General features: G+C 64.7%; 25 protein-coding genes. 10 read left to right on the plus strand and 15 right to left on the minus strand.

The window, feature by feature from the left end; genetic code table 11:
- Positions 1-178: 178 nt before the first annotated feature.
- Both ACLPJJ_RS06985 and ACLPJJ_RS06990 read right to left on the minus strand, forming a co-directional pair.
- Entirely contained in the window at positions 179-1,612 is a 1,434-nt protein-coding gene (locus ACLPJJ_RS06985; RefSeq protein ID WP_443590226.1) for an NAD-dependent succinate-semialdehyde dehydrogenase, read from the minus strand.
- A gap of 13 nt (positions 1,613-1,625) precedes the next feature.
- Positions 1,626-2,948 carry an aspartate aminotransferase family protein gene (locus ACLPJJ_RS06990; RefSeq protein WP_443590227.1) on the minus strand — a complete coding sequence of 441 codons (1,323 nt, stop codon included), beginning with the start codon at positions 2,946-2,948 and terminating at the stop codon, positions 1,626-1,628.
- Between the two features lie 338 nt (positions 2,949-3,286).
- Between ACLPJJ_RS06990 and ACLPJJ_RS06995 the strand changes: the two genes are divergently transcribed.
- Together ACLPJJ_RS06995 and ACLPJJ_RS07000 are read left to right on the plus strand one after the other, a co-directional pair.
- Positions 3,287-4,312 carry a DUF6976 family protein gene (locus ACLPJJ_RS06995; RefSeq protein ID WP_443590228.1) on the plus strand — a complete coding sequence of 342 codons (1,026 nt, stop codon included), beginning with the start codon at positions 3,287-3,289 and terminating at the stop codon, positions 4,310-4,312.
- A gap of 9 nt (positions 4,313-4,321) precedes the next feature.
- On the plus strand, positions 4,322-4,663 hold the full coding sequence (locus tag ACLPJJ_RS07000) for a DUF952 domain-containing protein (RefSeq protein ID WP_443590229.1): 342 nt from the start codon (positions 4,322-4,324) through the stop codon (positions 4,661-4,663).
- Here the strand turns inward: ACLPJJ_RS07000 and ACLPJJ_RS07005 are convergent.
- From ACLPJJ_RS07005 to ACLPJJ_RS07060, 12 genes are all read right to left on the minus strand, one after another.
- The gene (locus ACLPJJ_RS07005) at positions 4,660-5,562 is read right to left on the minus strand and encodes a hydrogen peroxide-inducible genes activator (protein WP_443590230.1); all 903 of its coding nucleotides are present in this window, start codon (positions 5,560-5,562) and stop codon (positions 4,660-4,662) included. The genes ACLPJJ_RS07000 and ACLPJJ_RS07005 overlap by 4 nt on opposite strands.
- Complete coding sequence (gene ahpF / locus ACLPJJ_RS07010; protein WP_443590231.1) at positions 5,563-7,140, minus strand: alkyl hydroperoxide reductase subunit F; 1,578 nt, start codon at positions 7,138-7,140, stop codon at positions 5,563-5,565.
- A gap of 132 nt (positions 7,141-7,272) precedes the next feature.
- Complete coding sequence (gene ahpC, locus ACLPJJ_RS07015; RefSeq protein ID WP_443590232.1) at positions 7,273-7,836, minus strand: alkyl hydroperoxide reductase subunit C; 564 nt, start codon at positions 7,834-7,836, stop codon at positions 7,273-7,275.
- Positions 7,837-8,057: 221 nt separating this feature from the next.
- Positions 8,058-8,834 carry a sulfotransferase domain-containing protein gene (locus ACLPJJ_RS07020; RefSeq protein ID WP_443590233.1) on the minus strand — a complete coding sequence of 259 codons (777 nt, stop codon included), beginning with the start codon at positions 8,832-8,834 and terminating at the stop codon, positions 8,058-8,060.
- 208 nt (positions 8,835-9,042) lie between these two features.
- Positions 9,043-9,825: a succinate dehydrogenase iron-sulfur subunit gene (locus ACLPJJ_RS07025; protein WP_443590234.1), complete on the minus strand. Its 783-nt coding sequence runs from the start codon at positions 9,823-9,825 to the stop codon at positions 9,043-9,045.
- Between the two features lie 18 nt (positions 9,826-9,843).
- Positions 9,844-11,658 carry a succinate dehydrogenase flavoprotein subunit gene (gene sdhA / locus ACLPJJ_RS07030; protein ID WP_443590235.1) on the minus strand — a complete coding sequence of 605 codons (1,815 nt, stop codon included), beginning with the start codon at positions 11,656-11,658 and terminating at the stop codon, positions 9,844-9,846.
- 15 nt (positions 11,659-11,673) lie between these two features.
- Positions 11,674-12,078: a succinate dehydrogenase, hydrophobic membrane anchor protein gene (gene sdhD, locus ACLPJJ_RS07035; RefSeq protein ID WP_443590236.1), complete on the minus strand. Its 405-nt coding sequence runs from the start codon at positions 12,076-12,078 to the stop codon at positions 11,674-11,676.
- Positions 12,079-12,083: 5 nt separating this feature from the next.
- Positions 12,084-12,515: a succinate dehydrogenase, cytochrome b556 subunit gene (gene sdhC, locus ACLPJJ_RS07040; protein WP_443590237.1), complete on the minus strand. Its 432-nt coding sequence runs from the start codon at positions 12,513-12,515 to the stop codon at positions 12,084-12,086.
- A 95-nt stretch (positions 12,516-12,610) separates the two neighbouring features.
- Complete coding sequence (locus ACLPJJ_RS07045) at positions 12,611-13,264, minus strand: class I SAM-dependent methyltransferase (RefSeq protein WP_443590238.1); 654 nt, start codon at positions 13,262-13,264, stop codon at positions 12,611-12,613.
- Between the two features lie 20 nt (positions 13,265-13,284).
- A complete protein-coding gene (locus ACLPJJ_RS07050) occupies positions 13,285-13,533 on the minus strand; it encodes a hypothetical protein (RefSeq protein ID WP_443590239.1) in 249 nt (82 codons plus the stop codon).
- 321 nt (positions 13,534-13,854) lie between these two features.
- Positions 13,855-14,115, minus strand: coding sequence for a hypothetical protein (locus tag ACLPJJ_RS07055; protein WP_443590240.1), 261 nt, complete (start codon positions 14,113-14,115; stop codon positions 13,855-13,857).
- Between the two features lie 158 nt (positions 14,116-14,273).
- Complete coding sequence (locus ACLPJJ_RS07060) at positions 14,274-14,549, minus strand: accessory factor UbiK family protein (RefSeq protein WP_443590241.1); 276 nt, start codon at positions 14,547-14,549, stop codon at positions 14,274-14,276.
- A 46-nt stretch (positions 14,550-14,595) separates the two neighbouring features.
- Here ACLPJJ_RS07060 and rfaD point away from each other — a divergent pair, with 46 nt between their 5' ends.
- The 6 genes from rfaD (at position 14,596) to ACLPJJ_RS07090 (ending at position 20,369) form a co-directional block, all read left to right on the plus strand.
- Positions 14,596-15,579, plus strand: coding sequence for an ADP-glyceromanno-heptose 6-epimerase (gene rfaD, locus ACLPJJ_RS07065; RefSeq protein WP_443590242.1), 984 nt, complete (start codon positions 14,596-14,598; stop codon positions 15,577-15,579).
- Positions 15,579-16,400, plus strand: coding sequence for a prolipoprotein diacylglyceryl transferase (gene lgt, locus ACLPJJ_RS07070; RefSeq protein WP_443590243.1), 822 nt, complete (start codon positions 15,579-15,581; stop codon positions 16,398-16,400). The genes rfaD and lgt overlap by 1 nt, the downstream gene beginning before the upstream one ends.
- A 16-nt stretch (positions 16,401-16,416) precedes the next feature.
- Positions 16,417-17,310: a class I SAM-dependent methyltransferase gene (locus ACLPJJ_RS07075; protein ID WP_443590258.1), complete on the plus strand. Its 894-nt coding sequence runs from the start codon at positions 16,417-16,419 to the stop codon at positions 17,308-17,310.
- Positions 17,307-18,044 carry a peptidoglycan editing factor PgeF gene (pgeF, locus tag ACLPJJ_RS07080; RefSeq protein ID WP_443590244.1) on the plus strand — a complete coding sequence of 246 codons (738 nt, stop codon included), beginning with the start codon at positions 17,307-17,309 and terminating at the stop codon, positions 18,042-18,044. Before ACLPJJ_RS07075 ends, pgeF begins: the two co-directional genes overlap by 4 nt.
- Positions 18,041-18,934: a hypothetical protein gene (locus ACLPJJ_RS07085; protein WP_443590245.1), complete on the plus strand. Its 894-nt coding sequence runs from the start codon at positions 18,041-18,043 to the stop codon at positions 18,932-18,934. Before pgeF ends, ACLPJJ_RS07085 begins: the two co-directional genes overlap by 4 nt.
- Before the next feature lie 931 nt (positions 18,935-19,865).
- Entirely contained in the window at positions 19,866-20,369 is a 504-nt protein-coding gene (locus ACLPJJ_RS07090) for a DUF892 family protein (protein ID WP_443590246.1), read from the plus strand.
- 128 nt (positions 20,370-20,497) lie between these two features.
- On the opposite strand, the gene ACLPJJ_RS07095 is transcribed toward ACLPJJ_RS07090, so the two are convergent.
- Entirely contained in the window at positions 20,498-21,160 is a 663-nt protein-coding gene (locus tag ACLPJJ_RS07095; protein ID WP_443590259.1) for a tyrosine-protein phosphatase, read from the minus strand.
- 65 nt (positions 21,161-21,225) lie between these two features.
- On the opposite strand from ACLPJJ_RS07095, the gene ACLPJJ_RS07100 reads away from it, so the two are divergent.
- Both ACLPJJ_RS07100 and ACLPJJ_RS07105 read left to right on the plus strand, forming a co-directional pair.
- On the plus strand, positions 21,226-22,953 hold the full coding sequence (locus tag ACLPJJ_RS07100) for an ABC transporter ATP-binding protein (RefSeq protein WP_443590247.1): 1,728 nt from the start codon (positions 21,226-21,228) through the stop codon (positions 22,951-22,953).
- A gap of 4 nt (positions 22,954-22,957) precedes the next feature.
- On the plus strand, positions 22,958-24,070 hold the full coding sequence (locus ACLPJJ_RS07105) for an MFS transporter (protein WP_443590248.1): 1,113 nt from the start codon (positions 22,958-22,960) through the stop codon (positions 24,068-24,070).
- Positions 24,071-24,094: the final 24 nt, after the last annotated feature.

Genomic DNA, 24,094 nt, shown 5'->3' on the forward strand with positions numbered 1-24,094 from the left:
CAGTTTCGATCCACGCTTCCTCCCCACGGTCGGTCACCCTTCCGCAGTTGCGCTTCACTTCGCTCGCTGTGACCAGCTTACGATGGGACTTCCACCCACAAGAATGCGCCCATGCTGGGCGCACACAAAAAAGGCGGCACCCGCGCGGATGCCGCCTTTGGTTTTCAGCTAACGCGGGTTACGCGCTGGCCTGCGACACGAACTTGGTGACCAAATACGGCTCCAGCCCTTCCACGCCGCCTTCCGAGCCATAGCCGCTGTCCTTCACGCCGCCGAACGGCGTCTCGGGCAGCGCCAAGCCATGGTGATTGATGCCGACCATGCCGGCCTCGATCTGCGCGCCCAGCGCCGTCGCCGTCGCCGCGTCACGCGTATAGGCGTAGGAGGCAAGGCCGTATGGCAGGCGGTTGGCCTCGGCGATGGCGTCGTCGAACGTCTTGAACGGCATGAACAGCGCCAGCGGGCCAAACGGTTCCTCGTGCATCACGCGCGCATCGGCGGGGATGTCGGTCAGCACGGTCGGCTGGAAGAAATAGCCCTTGTTGCCCGCGCGCGAGCCACCGGTAGCAATCTTCGCGCCCTTGCCCACGGCATCGGCGATCAGCGCCTCCATGGCCGCCACGCGGCGGTCATTGGCGAGCGGCCCCATGGTGGTGCCGGCATCCAGCCCGTTGCCGAGCTTGATCGCCTCGCACTTGGCCACGAACTTCTCCAGGAAGGGCTCGTACACGCCCTCCTGCACGATGAAGCGCGTCGGCGCCACGCAGACCTGCCCGGCATTGCGGAACTTGTTCGCGGCCAGGATGGTGGCGGCGGCGTCCAGGTCGGCATCGTTGAACACGATGGACGGCGCATGCCCGCCGAGTTCCATGGTGGCGCGCTTCATGTGCTTGCCCGCCAGGGCCGCCAGATGCTTGCCGACAACGGTGGAGCCGGTGAAGGAAATCTTCCTCACCACCGGATGCGGGATCAGGTACTCGGAAATTTCCGCCGGCACGCCGAACACCAGCTGCACCACGCCAACCGGCACGCCGGCATCCACATAGGCGCGCACCAGCTCGGCGCAGCTCGCCGGGGTTTCCTCAGGGCCCTTCAGGATGAAGGCGCAGCCCGCCGCCAGCGCCGCGGAGATTTTGCGCACCGCCTGGCTCATCGGGAAGTTCCACGGGGTGAAGCCCGCGACCACGCCCACCGGCTCGCGCAGGGAGAGCTGGTACACGCCCGGCACGCGGTTGGGGATGACGCGGCCATAGGCGCGGCGGCCTTCCTCGGCGAACCAGTCGATCACATCGGCGGAGCCCATGATCTCGATCTTCGCCTCGCCCACCGGCTTGCCCTGCTCCATGGTCATCAGCCGGGCGATGGCATCGGCGCGCTCGCGGATCAGCTCCGCCGCCTTGCGCAGCAGCTTGGAGCGGTCATAGGCCGGCATCTTGCGCCACACGGCAAGCCCCTTGGCGGCATGGTCCAGCGCCTCGTCCAGGTCATCGGTCCCGGCATGCGCGAGCGTGCCGATCACCTCCTCCGTCGCCGGGTTGACGACGTCGAGCGTGCGCCCGCCGCGCGCCGCGCGCCATTCACCGCCGATATGCAGCAATACGTCCTGATACATCTTTTGTTTCCTCTCAGCTTTCGCGAATCAATTTACGTACGATGTCGATCATTTCACTGATCTGGTCCGGCGTGGCGGCGAAGGGCGGCGCCAGCACCACGGAGTCGCCGGCGCAGCGCAGCACCAGACCTTCCTCGAAGGCCTTGCACAGAATCTTGAAGCCGCGCTCGCCCGGCTTGCCCTTCGGCGCCAGCTCGATGGCGCCCAGCAGGCCGAGGCCGCGCGTGTCGACGACATCCGGCTGGCCCTTGAAGCTGGCGACCTGCTCCAGGAAGCCCGGCGTCAGCTCCCGCACGCGGGCGAAGGTATCTTCCTCGCGGTAGATCTTCAGCGTGGCGAGGCCGGCAGCACAGGCCACCGGATGCGCCGAATAGGTGTAGCCGTGGTAGAATTCCACCACGTTGGGCGGCGCGGCATCCAGGATGGTCTGCTGGATGTCCTCGCGCACCGCAATCGCCGACATCGGGACCGAACCATTGGTGATGGCCTTGGCCATGGTCATGATGTCAGGGGTGACGCCGAAGGTCTCGGCGGCGAAGGCGTGGCCAGTGCGGCCGAAACCGGTGATCACCTCGTCGAAGATGAGCAGGATGCCGTGCCTGGTGCAGATCTCGCGCAGGCGCTGCAGATAGCCCTTGGGCGGCGGCAGGATGCCGGTGGAGCCCGCCACCGGCTCGACGATGCAGGCGGCGATGGTGTCGGCGCCATGCAGGTTGACGAAGCGCTCCAGGTCATCGGCGAGGTCCGCGCCATGCGTGCCCTCGCCCATCTCGAAGAAATTCTCCTTGATGTGGGTATGGCGCATGTGCATCACGCCGGGCAGGCCAACCCCGAAGGCCTTGCGGTTGTTCACCATGCCGCCGACGGACCAGCCGCCGAAATTCACGCCATGATAGCCGCGCTCACGGCCGACGAAGCGTTGGCGCGAGCCCTCGCCACGGACGCGGTGGTATTGCAGCGCCACTTTCAGCGCCGACTCCACGGCCTCGGACCCCGAACTGGCGAACATGATGCGGTTGAGCCCCGGCGGGGTCATCTCCGCCACCTCGGTGGCGAGCTTAAATCCGGGCGGGAAGCCGTACTGGAAGGGCGGCGCGTAATCCAGCTCCTCCATCTGCCTGGCCACCGCCTCGCGGATCTCGCGCCGGCCATGGCCCAGCGGAATGCAGTACAGGCCGGAGGAGCCATCCAGCAGTTTTTCACCGCGTGTATTATAATAATAAACACCTTCGGCCCGCGCGATGATGCGCGGCTGTTCCATGAACTGCCTGTTGGCGGTGAAGGGCATCCACTGATTGATCAGCGGGTCATTGCTCGGGCGCACGGCAGCACTCATGGGTTGGCACACTCCTTCATGTCGGCATCAGTTTACTATTTTAAACAACCTTGACCAGAGTTTTGTTGCCCCCGGGGCATGAAGAGGCCGCATGCCGGGCACAACGCCAGCTTGTCTCGAAAGTGTGATCATCGCGGAATGCGATGCTGACCCGCAAATTCCGTTTTGCATTCGGAAAAACATTAGGGTTAAACTGCTGACCGAATTACCCGACTGAGATATTGCATGCTTGAATTACGTGTAAATTTTGACACCCGGCCTCTCCCTGCCCGCCTTCTGCCATTTGTTCTCGCCTGTTCAGGGCGAGACAGCTGCGGAAGACGGCAGGGAGACCCGGCGTGACCGTCAAGCACGGTACGGGCACGCGAGACGAAGTTGCCGGCCTGATTCACGCGGGGCGAATCCTGGTCCTGGCCGGGGCGGAGGCGGGCCTCGCCAGCCTGCCCCGCGGACGCTGGATCGGCGGCACGGCGGCGAGCTTCATCACTGCCGCTGGCGGGCAGGAGGCCGATGGGCGGATTTTCTATTCCGACCTCACCGGCATTGCCCGGAATGTCCGGCTGCACCACTTCAACCTTTCGGAAATGCGGCGGATCGGCCGGCTGCATCCAGCCAATGGCTTCACCATGGTCATCATCCCCGGCTTCAGCGAGCTGCTGGCTGGCGTCTCCGCCAAGATCATGGATTACGAGGGCATCTACCACGCGCCGTTGTTCGGCTGGGTCAGTGCGGTTGACTTGGCTCAGCTCGGCCACATGCAGCCGAAGAGCTTCTCCGGCGCCCCGGCAGGCAGCGCCGAGCATGCCGCGGTGATGACCGTCTCCCTGCCCGATGAACTCTTCGCCCAGTTGCAGATCGCCAATCTCTTCAGCCCTGGCATAGGGCCAGAGATACGCTTCAGCAAACCAGGCTTCCTGGCCGAGGGCGACTGCCTGATCGGCGGCAAGCCGGATAACCTGGCGCGCTATATCGAGGCAGAGAAGATCGACAGGCGCCTGCCGCTGGTTACCGACCATGATGGCGCGCTGATTAATATTTCAATCATTGCCAGCGATGCGCAGACCGGCCGCGCCACCTTCCTAGCCCCGGTCAACCCCGCCCTCACCTACCGTTTCGCTGGCGACATTCTGGATTACCCTCGTGAATTCTCCCGCGCCCTGGATGAGCTGCACCTGGGAAGCGCCGCGCTCTCGTGCATCTGCGCACAGAATTATGAACATGCGGGACTGCGCCAAAGTACCGGCCTGCCCTTCCAGGGGCCGGTCACCTTCGGGCAGATCGCCTATGGCGTGCTCAACCAGACGCTTGCCTGCCTGACCATTAGCAACCACGAGGAGGAAGACGCCGGGCCGGAAACCGGATAAGCCGCCCGCATGAGCCCGACCGACAAGATCGCCTACAAGATCCTCACCCCGAAGCAGTTCGCCGCCCTGCTTGAGGACCATTTCACCGGCGCGCCGGTGGACATCGCGGATGGCTATATTCATCTCTCCACCGCAGCGCAGCTTGATGAAACCCTGCGCAAGCATTTCACCGGGCAGAATGACCTCATCATCGCCGCCGTCGATCTGGCCGCGCTGGGCGATACGTTGCGCTGGGAGGTTTCACGCGGCGGGCAGCTGTTCCCGCATGTTTACGGTCCGCTGCGCCGCGCGCATGTGCTGGCGCATGCGCCTCTCGCCTGGGAGAACGGTTCGGCCAGACTGCCCGTTTAGCCGCCGCAGGCCTGCACCACCAGCGGCGCCATGGCGCGGTACTCGGCGCTGCGCGGGCTACTGGGGCGCCAGGCCATCGCCAGGGTACGCCAGCCGCCAGCGCCTTCCAGCCGGCGTAGCTCCACCCCGGTGCCCTCGGCGAGCCCTGCCGCCACCGCCAAGCGCGGCACCAGCGTCACCCCCAGCCCGCCCGCCACCATCTGGATGAGCGTATGCAGCGAGGTGGCGGCGAATTTCTGCTCCCGCCCCACTCCGGCGCTGCACAGCGCCAGCACTTGGTCGCGTAGGCAATGCCCATCCTCCAGCAGCAGGAAGTTCTCGGCACTCAGCGCCGCCACGGGAATGCTCTCACGCGCTGCCAGCGGATGCCCGGGCGGGAGGGCGGCAAGGAACTCGTCCCGCGCCAAGGGGAACGTCTCCGCCCCGCCGCAGGCGCAGGGCTCGGCCAGCAGCAGCAGGTCCAGCATTCCGTCTTCCAGTTGCTCCAGCAGCCGCTCGGTCTGGTCCTCGCGCAGGAACAGCTTCAGCGCCGGGAACCCCTGGCGCAGTGCTGGCATCAGCCTGGGCAGCAGGAACGGCCCGATGGTCGGGATGATGCCCAGCCGCAACGGGCCGGACATCGGCGCCCGCGCGGCATCCGCCGCCTCGGCCACCGCGCCAATGGCCGCCAGCGCCGCCCGCGCCTTCGCAACCAGCTCCAACCCGAGCGGGGTGAACACGGCATGCTTGGGCGCGGCACGGTCGAGGATCTGCGCATCCAGCCCGCGCTCCAGCGCCAGGATCCCGGCTGAGAGCGTGGACTGCGACACCGCGCAGGCCGAGGCGGCGCGGCCGAAATGACCGGTTTCGGCCAGCATCACCAGATAGCGGAGCTGCTGCGGTGTCGGCAGATACGCCATTTACGCGGCCTGGGCCTCGGCCGGCACCTGCCGGATCAGATAGTCGAAAGCGGACAGCGCGGCCTTCGCCCCTTCACCGGCTGCGATGATGATCTGCTTGTACGGCACTGTCGTCGCGTCACCGGCGGCGAAGATGCCGGGCACCGAGGTCTCGCCACGGGCATCGATCTCGATCTCGCCGCGCGGCGACAGAGCCAGCGTGCCCTTCAGCCACTCGCTGTTCGGCACCAGCCCGATCTGCACGAAGATGCCCTCCAGCGCCAGCCGGTGGATCTCGCCGGTCGTGCGGTCCTCATAGGACAAGCCAACAACCTTCTCGCCGTCCCCATGCACCTCGGTGGTCTTGGCGGAGACGATGATCGTGGCGTTCGGCAGGCTCTTCAGCTTGGCCTGCAGCACCGCATCGGCGCGCAGCTGGCTGTCGAACTCGATGAGCGTGACATGGCTGACGATACCGGCGAGGTCGATCGCCGCCTCGACGCCGGAATTGCCGCCGCCGATCACCGCCACGCGCTTGCCCTTGAACAGCGGGCCGTCGCAATGCGGGCAGTAGGCCACGCCCTTGTTGCGGTACTCGTCTTCGCCCGGCACGTTCATCTGGCGCCAGCGCGCGCCGGGGGAAAGCACGACGGACTTCGCCTGCAGCACCGCACCTCCGGCAACCTGCACCCCGAACAGCCCGCCCTTCTGGCTCGGCGGCACGATCTTCTCCGCCGTGTGGCCCTTCATGATGTCCACGCCGTATTCGCGGGTATGCGCCTCCATGGCCGAGGCCAGCTTCGCACCCTCGGTATGCTGGATGGAAATGAAGTTCTCGATGCCCACCGTGTCCAGCACCTGCCCGCCGAAGCGCTCGGCCACCACGCCGGTATGGATGCCCTTGCGCGCGGCGTAGATGGCCGCCGCGGCACCGGCCGGGCCGCCGCCGACCACCAGAACGTCGAACACGCCCTTGACGTTCAGCTTCTCGGCATCGCGCGCGGCGGCGCCGGTATCCACCTTGGCCAGGATCTGCTCCAGGCTCATCCGTCCGGAGTCGAATTCGGCCCCATTGAGGAACACGGCCGGCACCGCCATGATCTTGTTGGCCTCGACCTCGGCCTGGAAGGCCGCGCCGTCGATGGCGGTGTGGGTGATGCGCGGGTTCAGGATCGCCATCAGGTTCAGCGCCTGCACCACATCCGGGCAGCTCTGGCAGGATTGCGAGAAATACGTCTCGAAATGATAGTCCCCAGGCAGCGCCTTGATCTGTTCGATGATCTCCGGCTCGACCTTCGGCGGATGTCCGCCGGTCTGCAGCAGCGCCAGCACCAGCGAGGTGAATTCATGCCCCATCGGCAACCCGGCGAAGCGCACGCCATGAGCGGCGCCCACGCGGCGGATCTCGAAGGAGGGGGAGCGCTTGTCGGCGCCGTCATAGCGCAGGGTGATTTTGTCGCATTGCGCGGCGATGTCTTCCAGCAATCCGCGCATCTCGGCGGCGCTGGCGCTGGCATCGAGCGTGGCCACCAGTTCCAGCGGCACGGAAACGCGGGCGAGGTAGGCCTTCAACTGGCCCTTCAGGCTGTCGTCCAACATATCGGCTCCAGTTTTCTAAAAAATCGCGCGGCCTGCCAGGGAGAATACACGGGGCCAGGGGGGCGCTGGAATGTCTTATTTAGCAGGGGATCCCCCGCCGGTCGCCCGGCGGGAGAGGATAGCGGAAAACGCTTAGATCTTGCCGACCAGGTCGAGCGACGGCTTCAGCGTCTTCTCGCCCTCGTGCCAATGGGCGGGGCAGACCTCGCCCGGGTGGGCGGCTACGTACTGCGCGGCCTTCACCTTGCGCAGCAGGTCGGAGGCGTCACGGCCAATGCCACCGGCAGTGATCTCGACGGTCTGGATCACGCCGTGCGGGTCGATCACGAAGGTGCCACGGTCGGCGAGACCGGCAGCCTCGATCAGCACCTCGAAGTTGCGGGAGATCGCGTGGGTCGGATCGCCGACCATGAAATAGTCGATCTTCTGCACCGCGGCGGAGGTGTCGTGCCACGCCTTGTGAGCGAAATGCGTGTCGGTGGACACGGCATAGATCTCCACGCCCAGCTTCTGGAACTTGGCATAGTTGTCGGCCAGGTCCTCGAGCTCGGTCGGGCAGACGAAGGTGAAGTCGGCCGGGTAGAAGAAAACGACAGACCACTTGCCCTTGAGATCGGCTTCCGTGACGGCCACGAACTTGCCGCTCTTGAACGCCTGCGCGGTGAAGGGTTTAACTTCCGTGTTGATCAGCGACATAAATATTACTCCTCCGAGTATGGTTGGGTCACAACGGAAGCGCTTCTAACTGGCTTTATTCAATCAAGGAAATTGATTTTATTTGTCTTGACGATCGAATAGACCGATCACAGAGCGTCCCGCGCGGGAGGAGCTAAGCAAACTCACGGCACTGCTGCAATCACTCTTCGATTATGATATTCCGAAGAAAAATCGCCTGCCGGCCAGATGGGCACCGGCGGTTACACGGGAACCCAGTAGGCGAACATCCAGCAATATCGCAGGTTGGCCAGCGTCGTGCGGCACGCTTCCCTGAATGACAGGTTCCTTTTGTATTTTCGCACCTGTCCATCGCCCACATGGTTTGGGTGCCAATGTGTCTGCGCGTGGAACTGCAACGCCGGTGCCGCGCCGTCGAAAACCCCTTCTTGCACGTAAGAGTCGATTTTTGCCCGCACGGCCTCGGGCCGCAATGCGGCGAAAATTCGCAGCCGCTGTTCATGGCCCACCCTCAGCCCCACCGCGGCCGCTAAGCGGGCAACAGTCTCGGGGTCGCGGGGGAATCCATCCTCGTAACGCAGCACCAATCCGGCTGCCCTGGCCAACAGCCTCGTGGCGAGGCAACTCCGCCTGACATCCGCCAAAGCGTCGGAAAAGTTATAGCGGAACTGCAGCATCAAGGATGTCACACAGTCCCGCGGGTCCCGGGCTGTTACAATCAGCACCAGATTGCGCGCCTTGACCCTGGCCAGCAGAGCCTCGCTCGGGAAGTGGGTTTTAACGATCACCAGCCCGCCAGATGCAAACAGCGTTTCCACCTCCGGCGTGATTTCGTTGGCGAAGCAGGCCGTGAAGGGCACACCGGCGGCGACGGCCAGTTCCTGCAGGCAGTTGAAGGTCCAGGTCGAGCCGGAACGGAACGGGCCGGCGAGCAGGATGGTCCGCTCTGCTACCGTTGCGGCTGGGCCGGTTATGTGGCTGGGGTGCTGTGTCAGGACATGAGGTGCGGCATAAGTCATGACCTAAAAGCTAGGGCCGATTGTCCGCCTTCGCCATCAATATCACATTCGTGTTACATTTATTAACTTTCGATTTTACAAGGAATACAGCCAAACAGGCTCGCCAATCGCACGCCCGTTCTACTGTCTTGACGTTATTACGCTGCCTGCGGGCAACAAAAAAGCCCGGCGCGAGGCCGGGCTTTTTCCATCAGGTCCGGGGCGGAAATCAGCCCTGGCGTTCCAGCATCAGCTGCTTGATCTTGCCGATCGCCTGGGCCGGGTTCAGACCCTTCGGGCAGGTCTGCGTGCAGTTCATGATGGTATGACAGCGATAGAGCTTGAAGGGGTCCTCCAGGGCATCCAGGCGCTTGCCGGTCGCCTCGTCGCGGGAATCCGCAATCCAGCGATAGGCCTGCAGCAGCACGGCCGGGCCGAGGTAGCGGTCGCCGTTCCACCAGTAGCTCGGGCAGGAGGTGGAGCAGCAGAAGCACAGGATGCACTCCCACAGACCGTCGATCTCTGCGCGCTCCTCCTTGGACTGGAGACGCTCGGCGTCCGGCGGCGGGGCCGTCTCAGCCTGCAGCCAGGGCTCGATGGAGCGCAGCTGGGCGTAAGGCTGGTTCAGGTCGGGCACCAGGTCCTTCACCACCGGCATGTGCGGCAGCGGGTTGATCTTCACATCGCCCTGCACATCGGCAATCGGCTTCAGGCAGGCCAGTGTGTTGGTCCCGTCGATGTTCATCGCGCAGGAGCCGCAGATACCCTCGCGGCAGGAGCGGCGGAAGGTGAGCGAGGCGTCGATCTCGTTCTTGATCTTGATGATCGCGTCGAGAACCATCGGGCCGCACTTGTCGAGGTCGATCTCGTACGTGTCCATGACGGGGTTCTTCCCGTCATCCGGATTCCAGCGATAGACCTTGAACGCCTTGACGCGCTTGGCGCCGGCTTCGGCCTTGTAGGTCTTGCCCTCGCCGATCTTCGAGTTCGCGGGCAGGGTAAATTCAGCCATGTTTTTGCTCCCCGTTCCTTAGTACACGCGCTTCTTCGGCGGGAACACGGACACCTCATCAGTGAGGGTCTGCATCTTCACCGGACGGTAGGTGAGCGTGACCTCACCCGTTTGCGCATCGCAATGCGCGACGGTGTGCTTCATCCACTCGTGGTCGTTACGATCAGGATAGTCGTCATGCGCCTGGGCGCCGCGGCTCTCCTTGCGGGCTTCCGCGCCGATCATGGTGCACATGGCGTTGCCCATCAGGTTCTGCAGCTCCAGCGCCTCGACGAGGTCGGAGTTCCAGATCAGCGAGCGGTCGGCAACCTTCATATCCGGTATGCCGTTCCACAGCTTGTGCATCTTCTCCACGCCCTCGGTGAGGGACTTGGTGTTGCGAAACACGGCGGCATGGGCCTGCATGGTGCGCTGCAGCTGGTCGCGCAGCGCCGCCACCGGCGTGCCGCCATTGGCGTGACGGGTCGCATCAAAGCGGTCCAGGCTGGCCTCGCCGGCACCGGCCGGCAGCGGGGCCTGGGTGGCGCCCGGCTTCACGATCTCGGCGGCGCGATGGCCGGCGGCGCGGCCGAACACCACGAGGTCGAGCAGCGAGTTGGTGCCCAGGCGATTGGCGCCGTGCACGGAGACGCAAGCCGCCTCGCCCACCGCCATCAGGCCCGGCACCACGGCATCCGGGTTCTCCGGGGTCGGGCGCAGCACTTCCGCCTTATAGTTCGTCGGGATGCCGCCCATGTTGTAATGCACGGTCGGCAGCACGGGAATCGGCTCCTTGGTCACGTCCACGCCGGCGAAGACGCGTGCGGTCTCAGAAATGCCCGGCAGGCGCTCGTGCAAGAGATCGGCGCCCAGATGCTCCAGGTGCAGCAGGATGTGGTCCTTGTTCGGACCAACGCCGCGGCCTTCGTTGATCTCGACGGTCATCGAGCGGGAGACCACGTCGCGGGAGGCGAGGTCCTTCGCCGTCGGCGCATAGCGCTCCATGAAGCGCTCGCCCTCGGAGTTGGTCAGGTAGCCGCCCTCGCCGCGCGCGCCCTCGGTAATGAGGCAGCCGGCGGGGAAGATGCCGGTGGGGTGGAACTGCACGAACTCCATGTCCTGCATCGGCAGGCCGGCGCGGATCGCCATGCCGCCGCCATCACCCGTGCAGGTATGGGCGGAGGTGCAGGACTGGAAGGCACGGCCATAGCCGCCGGTGGCGAGCACGACCATCTGGGCGCGGAAGCGGTGGATGGTGCCGTCTTCCAGGTTCCAGGCCATGACGCCGCGGCAGGCGCCTTTCTCGTCCATGATCAGGTCGAGCGCGAAGTATTCGACGAAGAACTCGACGTCATGCTTCAGGCTCTGCTGGTACAGCGTGTGCAGCATGGCATGGCCGGTACGGTCGGCGGCGGCGCAGGCGCGCATGGCCGGCTCCTTGCCGTATTCCTTCATATGGCCGCCGAACGGGCGCTGGTAGATCTTGCCGTCTTCCGTGCGGGAGAACGGCATGCCGTAATGCTCAAGCTCGTAGATCGCCGGCACCGCCTCGCGGCACATGTATTCGATGGCGTCCTGGTCGCCCAGCCAGTCCGACCCCTTCACGGTGTCGTACATGTGCCAGCGCCAGTTATCCTCGCCCATGTTGCCGAGCGAGGCGCTGATGCCGCCCTGCGCCGCCACGGTGTGGGAACGGGTGGGGAAAACCTTGGTCACACAGGCGGTCTTGAGACCGGCGGCGCCCATGCCCAGGGTGGTGCGCAGGCCAGAGCCGCCGGCGCCGACAACCACCACGTCATAGGTATGGTCTATGATCTTGTAAGCGCCATAAGAAGGTTTGGAGATCGCGTTCATGTTCGCTGGATTCCGTTACGAGAAGGCGAGTTTAAGGACGGAGACGGCAGCGGCGAGGGCCAGGAACCAGACCGCGCCCTTGATGACCAGCAGCGTCAGGAGGCGCTTCGCGTCATCGCGCACATAGTCCTCGACCACGACCTGCAGGCCCATCGACACGTGGGAGAACATCGTGGCGATCAGCAGCAGGAACAGCACGGCGTTCCAGGGCTCGGCCATGTAGGCGGCCATGGCGGCGTGGTCCGCGCCCTTCAGGATCAGCACGGAGACCACGAAGTACAGCGACAGCGGCAGCAGCGCGACGGAGGTGGCGCGCTCAGCCCACCAGTGCGCGGAGCCGTGCTTGGCGGCACCCAGGCCGCGGGCGCGGCCCAGTGGGCTGCGCATGATGTGGACGGAGGGGGAGGTATCCTTGCTCATGTGCTTCACCCGACGAGGAAGGCAATGGCCCAGAAGGCCACGGTGAGAACGACGGCGGCGGCGATAGCCAGCTTGCCGGTGCGGTGCATGGTCGGCAGGTCGAAGCCCTTGCCGGCATCCCAGGACAGGTGCCGGATGCCGTTGCAGAAGTGGTAGAACAGCGCCAGCGTGAAGCCGAACAGCACGAGCATGCCGATCCAGGACGCGAAAATGGCCTGGACCACGGAGAAGGCCGAGTCACCCGCCGCGGCGGCAACGAGCCATGCCACCAGCAAAATAGTTCCGGCGCTCAAAGCGACGCCGGTGATGCGGTGGAAGATCGAGGTCGCGGAGGAGAGTTGCGGCTTGTACACTTGCAAGTGCGGAGACAGCGGCCGGCGCACCAGCTTGCCCTCCGAGTTGCGCCCCACCATCAGGGCTTCGCGGACATCCTTCATAGGAAACCTTTCAATCCGGTCGTTTAAGCAATTTTGTGCAGGTGCTTAGTCCCGGGCACGGGCCCGGTCAACGCTTTGACGTTAATCCGTATAGCCTATCCCGGGGGCAGCTGAAACAACGTAACACTGCGTTGCAGGGTGTCCTCCAGCTCAAGGCTGGTGGGCACCTCGATGACCGCCAGCGTCTTGCCACGGGCCGAGGGAAGGTATTTCCGGCCAGGATCCGCGATGATCACCGGCACCTGCCGCGCGCATGATGCGAGCCACGGAAGAATGTGCCGGGTCATCGGCTCTTCATAGCAGACATCCCCACAGAGAATGACATCCCACCGGCAGGGCGTGCCGACGATGTCTCCGAGGTGCACCTCCAGCCTAAGCCCATTGGCGGCGGCGTTCAGGCGCATGGCGGCGGCGGCCAGCTTGTCGATCTCCGCCGCCTCGACATAGGCGGCGCCGGCGCGCAGGCAGGCAAGTGCTGCAAGCCCGCAGCCGGCGGCGAAATCCAGCACGCGCTTGCCGCGCACCAGTTCGGGGTTTTGCGTGATGTGCAGCGCCAGAGCCTCGGAGCCTGGCCAGGCGAAGGCCCAGAATGGCGGCGCCATGTCATGCTGCTGCAAAAACTCTTCTGTCGCCTGCCAGAGCGGCGTCAATTCCGTGGCGAGATGCAGCTTGATATCCGGCACCAGGATGGCCGGAGCGAGTCTGGTATGAGCCCGGACAAAGGCCGCAGCCGCGAGCGGAGCCGGCATGGTCTCAGGCAGGAAGGAAGTCAGGCGAGTTGGCCGACACCCTCGACCGGGCCGCCGAACAAGCGCGCCGTGGCGCCATGGACCTCGGAGAGTTCATCCAGCAGCGTCTCGATCCCAATACGCTCCTCCAGCTGGAAGGCCCAGCGGCTGGCTACGGGCCAGAGCAGGAGGGTCGCCTGCATGAACAGGGTGGCGACGCCTAAAACAGTCCGGCCATTGGCGAAGAAGACCGCACAAGGCAGAAACTTAGCCAAATTGAAGGACTTCACGGCAAACTCCTGAAATACCGCGTGATGTTTGTCGTGGGAGCAACTTTTCGTCAAGATTTTTATCGCTCAAAACACCATCAAAACGTTCACGAAATCGCAATGAAAACGGTTCTAAATCAACGTCTTTGCAGCGTAACCCACGTAAAAATTGGGACAGGCATTCGAAAAATTCAGCCCTCGATCAGTTCTAAGAAAAGCTGTAAAACCTATTGATTCTTAGAAAATTCACGATCAAATTTTATGTTAACTTTTTTTCTTGCAAAGCAGAAATTCGTCTTAAAACAGGATACACAGTAAAAAAAATCGACACAAAAATGCTTTTTAAGCAACCATCTCGGGTATGGAAGCGCCCGCATCTCCCTCCCCGAACCGGCGTGTTTTTTCGAGTGGCTGACACGCATAATTCACGGAGATTTGATCCAGCAGCGCCTGTATCCGGTGCTCGTGGAAAAGCTTTTTCGCCCGGCGTATCGCTGCGGGCCAAAGCACAAGGCTGAGTTGCATGGCCAGCATCAACAACCCCAGGGCAACCCGGCCCGCGCGGAACGCGGCAAGACACGGAAAGATAAGCGTAACGCTCATTGATTTTTCTCACTCCGCCAAACGGGACACTCCGCTTCCCGTTGAGAACAACATCGCGCGTTTCCACCTGAGGTTCCAATAAACTTCGCGGGAACTTCATTAACGGACGTTAATGCTGACCTATCGGCAGCGGCGCGCTCCGGCGACTGCGACGCTGCTCAGCCCGTAATGTCGTCCGGCGTGTAGCGCTCGGGGTTGCCAGCCTCAAGCACGGCGACACGGTGCTCCAGCGCCTCCACCTCGGCCTTCGCGCGGCGCGCGAGCTCGGCCATGGCCTCGAACTCCTCACGCTTCACCAGGTCCAGCCGGCGCACCGTATCCTCAACCCGGGCGCGCACCAGGGAGGCGATCTCCTCGCGCAAGCCAGCCAGGGCGGAAATCGCGCCGCCGGCGACACCTGCCAGGTCGTCGAAAAATTTCGGGCGTTCGGTCATCGGGCGGGCCTTCTCTGTTGTGGTGGTTCTCCATATAACCCGTCGCATGATATTGGTCACGGGTGGCGCAGGGTTTATCGGCTCCAATCTCCACGCGGCGCTGGTCGCGGCGGGGCAGGACGTCATTATTTCCGACTGGCTTGGCCATGAAGGCCGCAAGTGGCGGAATTTCTACAGCCACCCTCCGGCCACGGTGCTGCGTCCGGAGGAGCTTGACGCATTCCTCGAGCACGACATGCGGCTGACGGCCATCGTGCATCTCGGCGCCATCTCCGCAACCACGGCGACGGATGCGGACCTGGTCTGGCACACTAATTTCACACTGAGTCAGAAGCTCTGGACCTGGTGCGCCGCTCGCCGGGTGCGCTTCATCTATGCCTCGTCCGCCGCCACCTACGGCGATGGCTCTGCCGGGTTCGATGACGACATGTCGCCCGAATACCTGCGCAAGCTGCGGCCGCTGAACCTGTATGGCTGGAGTAAGCACGCCTTCGACATGTGGGTGGCGCAGCAGGACCACGAGCACGCGCACATGCCGCCGAACTGGGCCGGGGTAAAATTCTTCAACGTCTATGGCCCCAACGAGTATCACAAGGGCAAGATGATCTCGGTGGTGAAGGTCAAGCATGACGAGGTGAAGGCGGGCGGACCAGCGCGGCTGTTCAAGTCCGACCGGCCGGATATCCCCGATGGCGAGCAGAAGCGCGACTTCATCTATATCGACGACGTGGTGGCGGGACTGCAATTCCTCCTCAACGCGCCACAGCTCTCGGGCATCTACAACCTCGGCACCGGCATCGCCCGCTCCTATGCCGACCTCGCCCGCGCGGTGTGCGCGGCGAACGGGGTGGAGGAGAGGATCGAGTTCATCGACATGCCGGAGAACCTGCGCGGGCAATACCAGTCCTTCACCGCCGCCAAGATGGACCGGCTGCGCGGGATCGGCTTCAACCACGAGTTCCATACGCTGGAGCAGGGCGTGACCGCCTATATCCAGAACCATTTGCTCCAGCCGGACCCGTATCGCTGATGATCTTCACCTGGCCCAATTTCTCGCCCGTGCTGGTCAGCATCGGGCCCTTCGCCGTGCACTACTATGCGCTCGCCTACATCACGGGGCTGCTGCTCGGCTGGTGGCTGGCGCGCAAGCTGGTGGCACTGGAGCCCGTGGCGGCAACCACGGCACAGGTGGACGACTTCCTCACCTGGGCGGTACTGGGCGTGATCCTGGGCGGGCGGATCGGCTATGTGCTGTTCTACCAGATGCACCAGGAGAGTCTGGGCCAACTCCTCACCCACCCCATCGACATCATCGCCGTCTGGCGCGGGGGCATGAGCTCGCATGGCGGGTTCATCGGCGTGTCGATCGCCATCGCCTGGTTCAGCCTGAAGAACGGCATCAACATGCTACGCTTCGCCGACCGGATTTCCGTCTGCGTGCCGATTGGGCTGTTCCTCGGCCGCTGTGCCAATTTCATCAATGGCGAGCTATGGGGCCGGGTGGCCGAGGGCCACTGGTTCCCGGTGCTGGTGGTGTACCCGCAATCCGGCACGCTGGCGCCGCGCTACCCGTCCGAACTGATCGAGGCGGCGACGGAAGGCGTGATGCTGTTTCTCATCATGATCCTGGCCGTGCGTTCGGCCTGGCTGCGGGCGCATGCGGGCGCGCTCACCGGGCTGTTCCTCATCTGCTACGCCACTGCGCGCATCATCAGCGAATGTTTCCGCGAGCCGGATGCCTTCCTTGGCTTCCTGCCATTCGGCACCACCATGGGGCAGGTGCTCTCGGTGCCGATGATCCTCATCGGCGCGGGGATGATGGCCTATACGTTGCGCAAACGTGCAGCCTGAACGCTTCGACCATTTCATGGCCCGGGCGAACGCCGCGTATTACGCGCGCGGCACCTTCACCCGCGATTTCGTCACCGCGCCGGAGCTGACGCAGGTTTTCGGCGAACTGCTCGGCGCCTGGGCGAAGATCGTCTGGCAGATGCTGGGCGCGCCGGAAGACGTGCTGCTGGTGGAAGCCGGGCCGGGACGCGGCGTGCTGATGGCGGATGCGCAGCGGGTGTGGAACGCGCCGAGCGTGCATTTCATCGAAACTTCACCGGCGCTGCGGGCCGAGCAGGCGAAGCGCGTGCCGCAGGCCAAGTGGCACGACTCCCTGGACAGCATCCCCCCGGGGCCGATGATCCTGCTGGCCAATGAGTTCCTCGACGCCCTGCCCGTGCGGCAATTCGTCCGCGGCCAGGCCGGATGGATGGAACGCTACGTGCAGGATGGCGAATATGTGGACCTACCCACCGACTATCCCCTGCCCGACGACCCGGTGGGCAGCGTGCGGGAGGTGAACGAGGCTGCGCTGGAATTCTGCCGGAAGCTCGCGGCGCGCGGCGCGGTGGGGCTGTTCATCGATTACGGGCCGATGCACTCCGCACCGGGCGAGAGCGTGCAGGCCATCCGCAACGGTGAATATGCCGATCCGCTACGGCATCCGGGTGAAGCGGACCTCACCGCCCATGTCGATTTCGGGGCGATAAAAGCCGTCGTGCATGTACAGGGGCCGGTGAAGCAGAACGCCTTCCTCACCGCGCTCGGGCTGTACCAGCGCAGCGACGTGCTGGCGCAGCGGCACCCGGACAAGGCGGCGGACCTGAAGCTCGCCGTGCATCGCCTGACCGCGCCCGAGGCCATGGGCAGCCTGTTTAAAGCAATTGTTGTTTGCCCTGAGAGCCTGCCCGGTCTACCGGGATTCGCATGACGGAATTCTTCACCGGCGCCTTGGCGGCGAAACACGGCTTCTTCACGCGCAATGGCGGCGTGTCCACCGGGCTGTATGCCAGCCTGAATTGCAGTTTCTCATCCGACGACCAGGCGCATGTGCGCGAGAACCGCACGCGGGTGGCGGCGGCGATGGGCGTTGCGCGCGAGCATCTGCTCGGGCTGAAGCAGGTGCATGGCGACGGCGTGGTGACGGTGCATCACCCCTGGGCGGAAGGTGCCGGCCCGGCGGCGGATGCGCTGATAAGCAACGTGCCCGGCTTGGCGCTGGGGGTTATCACCGCCGATTGCGCGCCCGTGCTGTTCTGCTGCGGCGATGGCGTGGTGGGCGCGGCGCATGCGGGCTGGCGCGGCGCCCTGGCCGGGGTGCTGGAGGCCACGGTGCTGGCGATGCGCAACCTCGGCGCCCGGGAGATCAAGGCCGTGATCGGCCCCTGCATCGGCCAGGCGAGCTACGAGGTGGGCGCAGACATGCGCGATGCCGTGCTGGCACGCCATGCGGCGGATGCGCGCTTCTTCACCGCCGGCCGCCCCGGGCATTGGTGGTTCGACCTGCCGGGCTACTGCACGGCGCGGCTGCACGCCGCGGGCGTGAAGGCAGAGGCGCTCGGGCTGGATACCTGCGCGCTGGAACAGGAATTCTTCTCCTACCGGCGCAAGACGCTGCGTGGCGAGGCGGCGACCGGGCACCAGATCTCGGTGATCCGCGCATGAGGCGCGCCGCCCTGCTCCTGCCGCTGCTGCTGCTGCTGGCCGCCTGCGGCACGCTTCCCGAGCCGTTCTACGGCAACCCCGGCCCGGTGGCGGCGAAGCTCGCCATCCCCCCTGCCCCGGTGCTGATGGTGCCGGTGCCGAAATCGGCACTGCTGGATGACAAATCCGCCACGGCCTACGCGGGCGATCTGGCCTCGGCGCTGGTGAATTACGACGTGCCCACCGTGACTGGCGCGGGGGGCAAGCGGAGTTGGCGGCTTGCCATCAGCGCCCTGCAGAACGGCGATACGGTGACGCCGACCTATGTCATCACCGGGCCGGATGGCAAGGAATACGGTCATCAGGACGGCGCCCCCGTGCCCGCCCAGGCCTGGACGAGCGGCGACGCCTCGACGTTGAGCGCGGCGGCGGCGGCGGATGCGGCGCCCCTCTCCAAGACACTGGCGACGATCAACGCGCAAATCCAGCAGAGCAACCCGGACTCGCTGGAGAACCGGCCGCCGCGGATTTTCGTGGGCACGGTGAGCGGCGCGCCGGGCGATGGCGATTCCTCCCTGCCGCTGAACCTGAAACGCAGCCTGCCCGGACCGGATGGCGTGCTGGCCGATGACGCGAAGGACGCGGATTTCACCGTGACCTGCACGGTGAAGAGCAAGCCCGATACGGGCGGGCAGGTCCAGGTGGAACTGGACTGGGTGGTGCGCGACGGCAATGGGCGCATTGCGGGACAGGTGACGCAGATCCACGACCTGGACCCCGCGGACATCACACCGTACTGGGGCGATGTCGCCGCCGCCGCCGCGCAGGAAGCCGCGAGCGGCATCCAGCAGGTGGTGAGCAACGCCGTGCTGAAGAAGGCGGCGAAACCCGCCACACCGCCGCAGGGCTAGAGTGCAATCGTATCAGGCTGAGCCAGACATGGCTCAGCCTGATACGTGAATCGCCCTCTAACTTATTGATGAGAGCCTGACCGCGCCCAGCGGGGAAGCGGATAGAGCAATCATCTCAGGCCTCAATAGGGCTTCCGAGCGACCGCCGCGCCATTTGGCCCAGCACATCCCGCACGATTGACGCCGTTCACGCAGGTGACTGTTGACGGCGGGTGAGCATATGTTGGCGGCCTGTAAACCGGCGGCGGGGACTTATGAACGCCGACCGCCCCGTTGGGACCAACGCATCCGGCATTATAGACGCCGTTCGCACATGTGGCAGCATTAGCTTGCAGGGATGTTAATGCCAGAAATCCTCCGGCTACGATTAACCGCAGATTGCAACGGATCATCAGGCCGAACTCCTGTGATTGTTCCGGGAAGCTAAACATGACGGCGGACAGATGTCATGTTAAATAAATATAGATCGTGCCCCACTGCTTGATAAAGGAACGCTGTCCAGAGCAGCACTGGCTGCACGGTCAGGCGACCAATTCTGACAACCTGACGAACGGAGTAACGCTCATTGCGGGCGATATTTTCCAGTAACATGTATCTGGCACACTGCGATAACCCCCAGGGGAGAAAAAATGACAGCTTCGCCATTCTCGCGCCCTCAAAATGCGGCTAGTTTTTCTCCATGGGCACGGGTCAGCCGCTCAGCTGGGAAATATCGGTTGAATTCATTGATGATAGTTTAGTGGCGTGTTTTCAAAGTTTCGTGTACGCATAACGTCGCGGCGTTAGTGATAATGACGCCACGCCACCATTAATAACTGGTGGAAATTAATATAATAATATCAATTCGGTTGGTGGATAGAAGCGATCTCACTCTCCAACCCCGCTTCGAATGCTCCGGGTTGGCAATCCCACTTCAGGAAGGAAATATTCGATGCCCGTGAATAATGCCAAGGAACTATTCGTGAAAATGTTAAGCGACGTCCGGCAGCGGACCGAGCATACGACAAAAATCTACGAGGAGCTGAGTGAGGCCACGAACGATCCAAACATCAAGGAAGCCTTGCAGTCTCGTGCCTTCCTCCAGGATAAAACCCTCAGTACACTCGACCGGTGCTTCAAACTTATCGGCGAAAAACCCATTCAATCCACGGGACGTCTGCAGGATGTCTTCCTCGAGGATTTCCGGCGTGAAATTGCCGAGATCCAGTCTCCGACGGCAAAGGCGCTCTTTGCCCTGGCCAAAGCCAACCAAGTGATTCACATGCGCATCGCCGAGTATATGGCGCTGATCGCGATGGCCGACGTAACGGATCATTTCGGCATCGGCGTGCTTCTGGAGAGCTGCCTTGCGGATAAACTCGCCTTTGTCGAGCGGACGCGCCGATTGATCAGGCACAGCATCGAACTCAAGCACGACATGAAGATCGCGGCCTAAAAGCGCGCTCAGGTTCAAGCAAAATAGCAAGATAGGATGGGTGGAGCGTAAGCGTAACCCATCCTACAGCCTGCTTTGGTTAAGATGGATTGCTTCGTCCGCGCGCGGTTTCGCAATGACGGCGCGGCTTACTCCCGCCGCAGCACCGCCGCGTTGATGAACTCCGCCACCTTACCGGCCTTGAAGGCGGCGCGGAGCGCGTTCTCGTCGTAATCCTCGCGCACCCAGTCGAGGAAGGGCTTCTTGCCCTCCCCTGTCCGCTGGTAGAGGCGGAAGAACTCGTCGAGGATACCTGTCTTGGCCTGCTTGATATGGCCGAAGCGCAGCGAGAGCTGCCTCAGCGCCTCCTGCACCGTGCCGCCCCGAATGAGCACGAACAGCCCCGCCGCCAAACCGGCGCGGTCCGCCCCGGATTTGCAGTGGATGAGCGCTGGCGCCCGCATATGGGCGATGATGTCGGCATAGCGCAGGATGCGGTCCTTGTGCGGGACGCCGCGCGACTCAAACGCCATGTCGTAGAAATCCAGCCCCAGGCGCTGCGCCGTATCGCGCGAGAGCGCGTCGGACCCATTTTTCGCCTGACCGCGCAGGTTGATCAGCGATTTCAGCCCGAATTTGCGGGTGAAGGCGGCGAGGTTGCCCGGCGTGGGGTGGTTGGACCGGTACAGCACGCCCGGCTCGACGGCGGCGAAATTCGTCCAGACCAGCCGGAAGATGGCATGGTCGATGAACAACGCATCGATCCAGGCGTTGCGGCGGCCGCGTTTGGAGGCGAGGTCGCCCTTGTAGATGGTGTCCATGGCCTTTGGCTTAGCGCATTTCGCCGCAACCCAAAACTGTGCTTAACCAAGCCGCCATGACTGAGCACCCCTCCACCCCCGCCCTGATACGCCGCCTCTGGCGCGACCATGTGCAATATTACAAGGGCCGGATCGCCCTGATCGTGGTGACGACGCTGGTGATGGCCGGCGCCACGGCGCTGTACCCGGCGCTGATCGACTGGGCCTTCACCATGTTCTCGCGCAAGGACCCGCGCATCCTCTACCAGGTGCCGCTGCTGATGACGGCGGTGGCGGCGGTGCGCGGCGGCTCGATGTACCTGCAGGCGGTGCTGACGCAGGACATGGTGCTGCTGACCATCCGGCGCCTGCAGAACGCCATGTTCGGGCATCTCACCAACGCCGCCCTGGCGCGGGTGGAGCGCGAGGCCCCGGCCCAGCTCGCGGCGCGCTTCACCACCGATGCCACGGTGATCCGCGAGGCCATGACCCGCGCCGTGAATACCCTGGCCGATGCCGCCACCGTGGTCGGGCTGGTCGCGACGATGATTTCCATCGACTGGAAGCTGAGCCTGGCGGCCGCCGTACTGTTTCCGGCGGCGGCGGTGCCGGTAGGGAAGATCGGCCGGCGCCTGCGCCGGGCCTCGGGCGGCATGCAGGAGACCATGGGCGTGGCGGCGGCGATGCTGAACGAGAGCTTCGCCCAGGCCCGCACCGTGCGCGCCTACGGGCTGGAGGCGCACGAGATGCAGCGGGCCGAGAAGACCTTCGGCGGCCTCTACGCCGCGCTGATCCGCATGACCCGCGTGCGCTCGCGCCTGGACCCGATGCTGGAGGTTCTGGCGGGCGCCGCCGTTGCGCTGGTCATCGGCTTCGAGGGGTGGCGCGGCGTGCCGCCAGGCAGTTTCATGGGCTTCGTCTCGGCGCTGCTGATGGCGGCAAGGCCGCTGCGGGCCCTGGGTACGATGAACGCCGCCATGCAGGAGGGTCTGGCCGGGCTGGTGCGCGTGTTCGCGGTCATCGACGAGCCCGCGGCCATCGCTGACGCCCCTGGCGCCATCCCGCTGCCCGCCGGGCCGGGCGAGGTGGTGTTCGAGACCGTCGCCTTCACCTATCCCGATGGCCGTCCGGGACTGAAGAACCTCTCCTTTACCGCGGCGCCGGGCAAGACGCTGGCGCTGGTCGGCAGCTCGGGGGCCGGGAAGTCCACCGCGCTGGCGCTGATCCCGCGCCTGTACACGCCGAGCGCCGGGCACATCCTCATCGACGGCGCGGATATCTCCCGGGTGACGCTGGCGTCCTTGCGCGCCTCCATCGCCTATGTCGGCCAGGACGCGCTGCTGTTCGACGACACGATCGGCGCCAATATCCGTTTCGGGCGGCCCGATGCCTCGCCGGACGAGGTGTGGGCGGCGGCCGAGGCGGCGGCCTGCGGCTTCGTGCAGGACATGCCGGACAAGCTCGGCACCCGCGTGGGGGTGAACGGCCAGCGTCTCTCGGGCGGGCAGCGCCAGCGCGTGGCCATCGCCCGCGCCATATTGCGCAACCCGCGCATATTGCTGCTGGACGAAGCGACCAGCGCGCTGGACACCGAGAGCGAGGCACTGGTGCAGGCGGCGCTGACCCGGCTGCGCCAGGGGCGCACAACCATCGTGGTGGCGCACCGGCTCTCCACCGTGCGCGATGCCGACCTGATCGTGGTGATGGCCGATGGCCAAGCGGTGGAAAGCGGCACGCATGAGCAACTGCTCGCCAGGGAGGGCGCCTTCGCCCGTCTGGTAAAAGCCCAGGCCCTGGCGGCGTAACACCATGCCCTACAGGCTGCTGCTCGCCACCGCCTCGTCATTCTTCTCGGCGGGGTCGTTCTGGATGTTCCTGCCACTGCTCTCCGTCTCGCTGCGGGCGGAGGGGGTGAGCGATGCCTGGGTGGGCGTGATCTCTGGCCTGCCCTGGGTGGGGCTGCTGCTGGTCTCCGGCTTCATCCCCAAGCTGATGCACCGGCTCGGGCTACAGCGCATGGTGCTCACCGGCATAAGCATCTCGGTGCTCGTGTTCCTGGGCTTCGCCGCCACGCGCGCCGTGCCGCTATGGAGCGTGCTGTGCCTGGCGCTCGGCGCCTCGCTGGGCTTGCGCTGGGCGGGCATGGATACATGGATCAACGGCAGCGTGCCGGAGCATCTGCGCGGAAGGCTGATCGGCGCCTATGAGCTGGTGCTGGCCAGCTCCATGGCCGCCGGGCCGGGAATGCTGGCGTTCACCGGCAGCGCCGGGCGCGGGCCGTTCCTGGCCGCAGCGCTGGTGGTGATGCTGGCGATGGCGCTGCTCATCCTGGCCGGGCGTGAGGCTGACGGCATTGCCGAACCCCCGGGGACGGTGCGTTCCGCCACCGTGCTGCGGGCAGAGTTGGCGGCGTTCATCGGCATCGGGCTGGTGGGGCTGACGGAGGCGTGCAACCTCTCGCTGCTGCCGGTGATGGGGTTGGGCCTGGGTGCTGGGCTGCACCGCGCGGCGCTGCTGGTGGTGGTGTGCCAGACCGGGGTGGCAGCGGGCGCCTTCATCTGCGGCGCGCTGGCCGACAAGCTCAACCGCCGTGCGCTGAAACTGGTGACGGGCGTGGTCATGATCGCCCTGCCCCCGGCAGTGCCGTTCTGCCTGGGCGACGGCGCGGTCTGGCCGGTGCTGGCGCTGTGGGGGCTGGCACAGGGCGGGCTGTTCACCGTGGGCATCGTGAAGCTGGGCGCGCGCTTCTCTGGCGTAGCGCTGGCCAGGGCGATGTCGCTCGCCATGGTGATCTACACGCTGGGCGGGATTTTTGCCCCGCCCGCGATCGGTGTGGCAATGAGCACGCTCGGCCCGGCGGGGCTGGTTTATGGCCTGGCGGCGCTGGCGGTGGTTGGCGTGGCGGCGGTTGCCGTGAATTGAGGGCGGAACCGGTCGTAGGAGACC

It is taken from the genome of Acidocella sp., assembly GCF_052326845.1.
Lineage (GTDB): Bacteria > Pseudomonadota > Alphaproteobacteria > Acetobacterales > Acetobacteraceae > Acidocella.

Excerpts from the sequence above, each read along its gene's own strand:
- ACLPJJ_RS06985 (WP_443590226.1), bottom strand. The coding sequence starts at position 1,612 with ATGTATCAGGACGTATTGCTGCATATCGGCGGTGAATGGCGCGCGGCG.
- ACLPJJ_RS06990 (WP_443590227.1), bottom strand. The coding sequence starts at position 2,948 with ATGAGTGCTGCCGTGCGCCCGAGCAATGACCCGCTGATCAATCAGTGG.
- ACLPJJ_RS07000 (WP_443590229.1), top strand. The coding sequence starts at position 4,322 with ATGAGCCCGACCGACAAGATCGCCTACAAGATCCTCACCCCGAAGCAG.
- ACLPJJ_RS07005 (WP_443590230.1), bottom strand. The coding sequence starts at position 5,562 with ATGGCGTATCTGCCGACACCGCAGCAGCTCCGCTATCTGGTGATGCTG.
- ahpF (WP_443590231.1), bottom strand. The coding sequence starts at position 7,140 with ATGTTGGACGACAGCCTGAAGGGCCAGTTGAAGGCCTACCTCGCCCGC.
- ahpC (WP_443590232.1), bottom strand. The coding sequence starts at position 7,836 with ATGTCGCTGATCAACACGGAAGTTAAACCCTTCACCGCGCAGGCGTTC.
- ACLPJJ_RS07020 (WP_443590233.1), bottom strand. The coding sequence starts at position 8,834 with ATGACTTATGCCGCACCTCATGTCCTGACACAGCACCCCAGCCACATA.
- ACLPJJ_RS07025 (WP_443590234.1), bottom strand. The coding sequence starts at position 9,825 with ATGGCTGAATTTACCCTGCCCGCGAACTCGAAGATCGGCGAGGGCAAG.
- sdhA (WP_443590235.1), bottom strand. The coding sequence starts at position 11,658 with ATGAACGCGATCTCCAAACCTTCTTATGGCGCTTACAAGATCATAGAC.
- sdhD (WP_443590236.1), bottom strand. The coding sequence starts at position 12,078 with ATGAGCAAGGATACCTCCCCCTCCGTCCACATCATGCGCAGCCCACTG.
- sdhC (WP_443590237.1), bottom strand. The coding sequence starts at position 12,515 with ATGAAGGATGTCCGCGAAGCCCTGATGGTGGGGCGCAACTCGGAGGGC.
- ACLPJJ_RS07045 (WP_443590238.1), bottom strand. The coding sequence starts at position 13,264 with ATGCCGGCTCCGCTCGCGGCTGCGGCCTTTGTCCGGGCTCATACCAGA.
- ACLPJJ_RS07055 (WP_443590240.1), bottom strand. The coding sequence starts at position 14,115 with ATGAGCGTTACGCTTATCTTTCCGTGTCTTGCCGCGTTCCGCGCGGGC.
- ACLPJJ_RS07060 (WP_443590241.1), bottom strand. The coding sequence starts at position 14,549 with ATGACCGAACGCCCGAAATTTTTCGACGACCTGGCAGGTGTCGCCGGC.
- rfaD (WP_443590242.1), top strand. The coding sequence starts at position 14,596 with ATGATATTGGTCACGGGTGGCGCAGGGTTTATCGGCTCCAATCTCCAC.
- lgt (WP_443590243.1), top strand. The coding sequence starts at position 15,579 with ATGATCTTCACCTGGCCCAATTTCTCGCCCGTGCTGGTCAGCATCGGG.
- ACLPJJ_RS07075 (WP_443590258.1), top strand. The coding sequence starts at position 16,417 with ATGGCCCGGGCGAACGCCGCGTATTACGCGCGCGGCACCTTCACCCGC.
- pgeF (WP_443590244.1), top strand. The coding sequence starts at position 17,307 with ATGACGGAATTCTTCACCGGCGCCTTGGCGGCGAAACACGGCTTCTTC.
- ACLPJJ_RS07085 (WP_443590245.1), top strand. The coding sequence starts at position 18,041 with ATGAGGCGCGCCGCCCTGCTCCTGCCGCTGCTGCTGCTGCTGGCCGCC.
- ACLPJJ_RS07090 (WP_443590246.1), top strand. The coding sequence starts at position 19,866 with ATGCCCGTGAATAATGCCAAGGAACTATTCGTGAAAATGTTAAGCGAC.
- ACLPJJ_RS07100 (WP_443590247.1), top strand. The coding sequence starts at position 21,226 with ATGACTGAGCACCCCTCCACCCCCGCCCTGATACGCCGCCTCTGGCGC.
- ACLPJJ_RS07105 (WP_443590248.1), top strand. The coding sequence starts at position 22,958 with ATGCCCTACAGGCTGCTGCTCGCCACCGCCTCGTCATTCTTCTCGGCG.